This window comes from Paenibacillus zanthoxyli JH29 (genome assembly GCF_000520715.1).
Lineage (GTDB): Bacteria > Bacillota > Bacilli > Paenibacillales > Paenibacillaceae > Paenibacillus_AQ > Paenibacillus_AQ zanthoxyli.
In genome coordinates, this window is the sequence record NZ_ASSD01000455.1 from 1 (window position 1) to 4,031 (window position 4,031).

Here is a 4,031-nt window from a genome sequence, read left to right on the forward strand (position 1 = left end):
ATGATGGTGTCGGCGGCCGTCCGCCACAAGAAGGTGGACAGCCCGGTTCCGCAGCCGAGATCCACGACGAGGGCGGGTCTTTTTCCCAAATAGCCCGTAAGCAGTTCAGTCACAAGCCTGGGCGCCTCCGGTCGGTAACGGTCGTACTCATTTTGAAAGCCGGTGAAGCGTATGATATTGGAATGGTGATTTCCGTCGGGTATCATGGACGAACACTCCGTTTCCCAAGTATTTGGATGGATATTATACCAGTTTATGCGGAGGCTGCGGTAAATGATGCGGTGTTTGTAAGGGAGGGGGGAAAATAGACGATGCAGGAAAATTTCAAGGCATATGAGAAATTCTGTAATATCAAGCATAGCGTGATGTTTGAGAAGTTCGTAGAATGGAGTTATATGAAAGTGCCAAAAATTATTATAAAGGAGTATTAATTTTGGCTTTGGCTGTATTTGGCGAGCATCATGGACCTGTACAGTCGTAAAATCGTTGGCTTCCACATGGATCAGCGAATTACGAAAGAACTGGTGTTAACGGCGCTGGATCGTGCCTACAGCCAGCAGCGGCCTCGTGGTGTGGTGCTGCATCATTCGGATCGTGGCAGTCAGTACGCTTCCCATGACTACCAAGCGCGACTGCGCACCTATAAGATGAAAGGCAGCATGAGCCGTAAAGGGAACTGTTATGATAATGCGTGCATCGAATCGTTCCACAGTGTGCTCAAGAAAGAACTCGTCTACTTAGAAAAATTCAAAACACGCAAGGAAGCCAAGAAACGCATTTTTGAATACATTACTTGTTTCTACAATGGAAAGAGAATCCATTCAGCAATTGGGTACTCTACGCCCAATGAGTACGAACGTACGTACCGATTCACTGCATAATTTTCTCGATTCTTTGTGTCTACTCTATTGACAGAGGCACACTCCTCCCGGGTTAATCAAAAGTAGCCTTCTCTCACTATCCTATTTACTAAATCTCCCTTAGAACAATCTCTTCAAAAATCTACATCATACGGTAACTATTCTATTGCTTAATACGTCCTATATATGAGGAGAAGGATGCCCTTTCCAGTAACACTATAATTCAATCTGTCCAATATGTCACAATTATATATATTTCCGTAAAATTTTTCGGATAAACAGGATAATTATGTATAAATGTAGAATAATATAACAATCAAGCAGTTAGTGTTCTTGAGCTAACGGGCGGATCGCTGGAGGTGATTGTTAATACCCCGCATACTTGATGACTCTCTAAATTCTAGGGTTATGTAAGACGTTAATTTTAAATCGAGGTGTAAAATGAAAAAATCAATACTATTGTTTTTATTTAGTGCACTAATACTATTGTTCATGCCAGTTCAGTCTCATGCAGCAACAACTCAAACAAAAATTATTTTAGATGGCCAGGAACTAAATCTGCCTAATGAAGTTGAAGTCGTAAATGTTCGCAACAATATTATGATTCCCATTCGAGTGGTAGCTGAGAACTTAAAGTTTAACGTGAATTGGGATCAAAAAACACAAAATGTAAATATTCAACAAGGCTCTAAAACAATCACATTAACTGTTGGAAAGCAAGAGGCTTACGTGGGAAACAGTGCGGTTTTTCTCAATATTGCCCCACAAATAATCAAAAATACCGTTGTAGTTCCAATTCGGTTTGTTAGTGAAGAAATGGGCTTGAGGGTAGGCTGGAATAACAAAGAAAAGATAGTTACTCTAGCAAGCACTACTTCACCACCATCGTCTCCTGCCAACGGTAGTCAGAATGACGCGACAACTAACCTTGTTGACGAAATAAATTATGCAGACAATCAACCCGTTGTCTCTTTAGACCGTGAGATTACTCCACAGAGTGACGCGACAACTAACCTTATTCACGAATTAAATTATGCAAACAATCAACTTGTCGTCTCTCTAGACCGTGAGGTTACTCCAGTGATTACTACACTGAAAAATCCCGAACGTATTGTAGTGGATTTCCCAGCTACGGATTTCGGTAATATGAGTCAACCAGTGCCAACTGGATCCATGGGGAAGCTTAGTACTGGTGATATTCCGAATCTTACTGAAGTGCGCTATTCTCTTTTCAAGAATGATCCAGCCCAAGTTCGAATAGTTATTGAATTAAACAATGTAAGTTCGGTTAATTATAATCAACAATACATCACCGGCAAATTCATTCTTGATCTGGATATGGTAAACGATCCGACACCAGCAACCCCGATTAGTGGTTCTGGCAAAAAAATTGTAGTTATTGATCCAGGGCATGGAGGAAGTGATCCAGGTACAACAAGTATTACAAACAAACATGAGAAGCATTTTAACCTTGCTTTAGCCCTTAAAGTTCAGGCGATCTTGTTACAAGAGCCCGAAATAGAAGTGGTCATGACTCGCGAAACAGATGTTTATCCTACACGTTCAGAACGGGTTAAATTAGCTAACGATTTAAATGCGGATGTGTTTGTATCCATACATGGAAACAGCGTGCTCTCTTCCCCACAAACAACGGGAACCGAGACGTTCTATTACCAGCGTGCAAGTAGTAAGGAACTTGCAAACATCGTTCATAAGCATTTGGTCAAAGCATTGGGACTAAAAGATCGTGGTGTAAAAAACGGCAGCTTACAAGTCATTCGAGAAACAAAGATGCCCGCAGTTCTTCTCGAAGTGGGCTTTTTAAGTAATAAGTCTGAAGAAGAGGCTATGATGTCAGAGAGTGTTCAAGCCAAAGCGGCTCAAGCCATCGTAGATGGGATAAAAGAATATCTGAAGCTATAAGACAGCAAAAAACTCAAGAGGATGTGCTTCTATGAAAAAAGGGATTCATCTTGCTATCTTAGTATGTGCAATCAGTTTATTAGCCGTAGGTTGTGGAAACAAGCACACTTCTTCAGGGCCGGTACAAGGTTCTAATCCTGCAAGTACTGTACAGCCACCGGAAGCTAATCAGGAAGAGGAGAACAAGCAAACTCAAGAAATTCAAGTTTATTACGTTGATGCTCAACTAACCCAACTAGAGAAGAGTACGAAGGAAATTACTTTTGAAGATAACTCCGACAAATACAGTAAGACGTTTGCCGCTCTCCAGAGTAAGGATCAAACCGAGTTGGTCTCCTTGTGGAACAAGATTAATTTACTGTCAACAAAATTCGATCAAGGAATGTTGACATTAGATGTGCATATTCCGGATGAAGCAAGATTAGGTGCTGGAGGAGAGCTTCTAGCCCTAGATGCACTTAGAGAAACATTTTTTCAGTTTGAGGAAGTTCACAGCATCGATCTGCTTGTCGATGGAGAATCACCTGAAAGTCTAATGGGCCATGCAGAATTGGATCACCCAATAAACCGTGAATAAATATTCTCTTGAAAAATAGCCGAATTTCCTATTAGAATCGGCTGTTTTTTCTGTACTTACAGTGATATCAAAGAAAGATACACACGCAATAGCATCCTCATTAATTATCGTTTCTAATAGAATAGAAAAGACAGCCGTTATATGAAGTCACCCCATAAAGTTAGACAGTGGATATAGCTAGGCTACCTGAAGTGCATGAATCCGGTACTGTACTGGGCTCATGCCTTTTAGTTTTGCTCAATCCGTTTGTGGTTGTAATATTCGATGTATTTCTCAAGTTCGGTTTTAAACTAACCATGTAGTATAAAAAGCTTAAATGGCTCTTTTTCAACTTAATAGTACATTCTATGTTAGAAATCTATGGAGGCTACGACGAATGACGTTGAGTTACATAAATTGTGATAGAAAGGGCTTACAAAAGAGGCTGTGGGCAATGATGGGGTATAAACGGCAGGAGCTTAGGAGGTTCTGAAATGCGTTCTTCCGATGCTGCGCTGTTAGGAACGGCTTGTTCACGAAAAAATCCCCCGGGAGTGCTTCAGGCAAGAAGCATTCCCGGGGGATTTGACGTTTGGCGGCTGCCGTGCAGCTAACGCAGTAGCACCGGATCGATTGGGGGGACGAGCCCTTCACCCGCCGCCCGGTCCAGCAGGGCTGATATGGCGGGGGGG

2 protein-coding genes and 3 pseudogenes are annotated in these 4,031 nt (G+C 41.9%); 3 read left to right on the forward strand and 2 right to left on the reverse strand.

Translation table 11 applies throughout. The features are described 5' to 3' along the window. A pseudogene (locus L691_RS31410) lies at positions 1–206 on the reverse strand (class I SAM-dependent methyltransferase); the annotation flags it as partial. Between the two features lie 234 nt (positions 207–440). On the opposite strand from L691_RS31410, the pseudogene L691_RS0117525 reads away from it, so the two are divergent. From L691_RS0117525 to L691_RS0117535, 3 genes and pseudogenes are all read left to right on the forward strand, one after another. Next, positions 441–881 (forward strand): annotated as a pseudogene (locus L691_RS0117525) (IS3 family transposase); the annotation flags it as partial. Between the two features lie 420 nt (positions 882–1,301). Then, the gene (locus tag L691_RS0117530; protein ID WP_025691724.1) at positions 1,302–2,783 is read left to right on the forward strand and encodes an N-acetylmuramoyl-L-alanine amidase family protein; all 1,482 of its coding nucleotides are present in this window, start codon (positions 1,302–1,304) and stop codon (positions 2,781–2,783) included. Between the two features lie 31 nt (positions 2,784–2,814). Then, positions 2,815–3,360, forward strand: a complete 546-nt coding sequence (locus L691_RS0117535) for a GerMN domain-containing protein (protein WP_025691725.1) — start codon at positions 2,815–2,817, stop codon at positions 3,358–3,360. A 177-nt stretch (positions 3,361–3,537) separates the two neighbouring features. On the opposite strand, the pseudogene L691_RS34085 reads toward L691_RS0117535, so the two are convergent. Beyond that, positions 3,538–3,650: pseudogene (locus L691_RS34085) on the reverse strand (IS3 family transposase); the annotation flags it as partial. Positions 3,651–4,031 lie beyond the last annotated feature (381 nt).

What these genes read in the sequence shown, in the direction of transcription:
- L691_RS0117535 (WP_025691725.1), top strand. Translation starts at nt 2,815, where the DNA reads ATGAAAAAAGGGATTCATCTTGCTATCTTAGTATGTGCAATCAGTTTA.
- L691_RS0117530 (WP_025691724.1), top strand. Translation starts at nt 1,302, where the DNA reads ATGAAAAAATCAATACTATTGTTTTTATTTAGTGCACTAATACTATTG.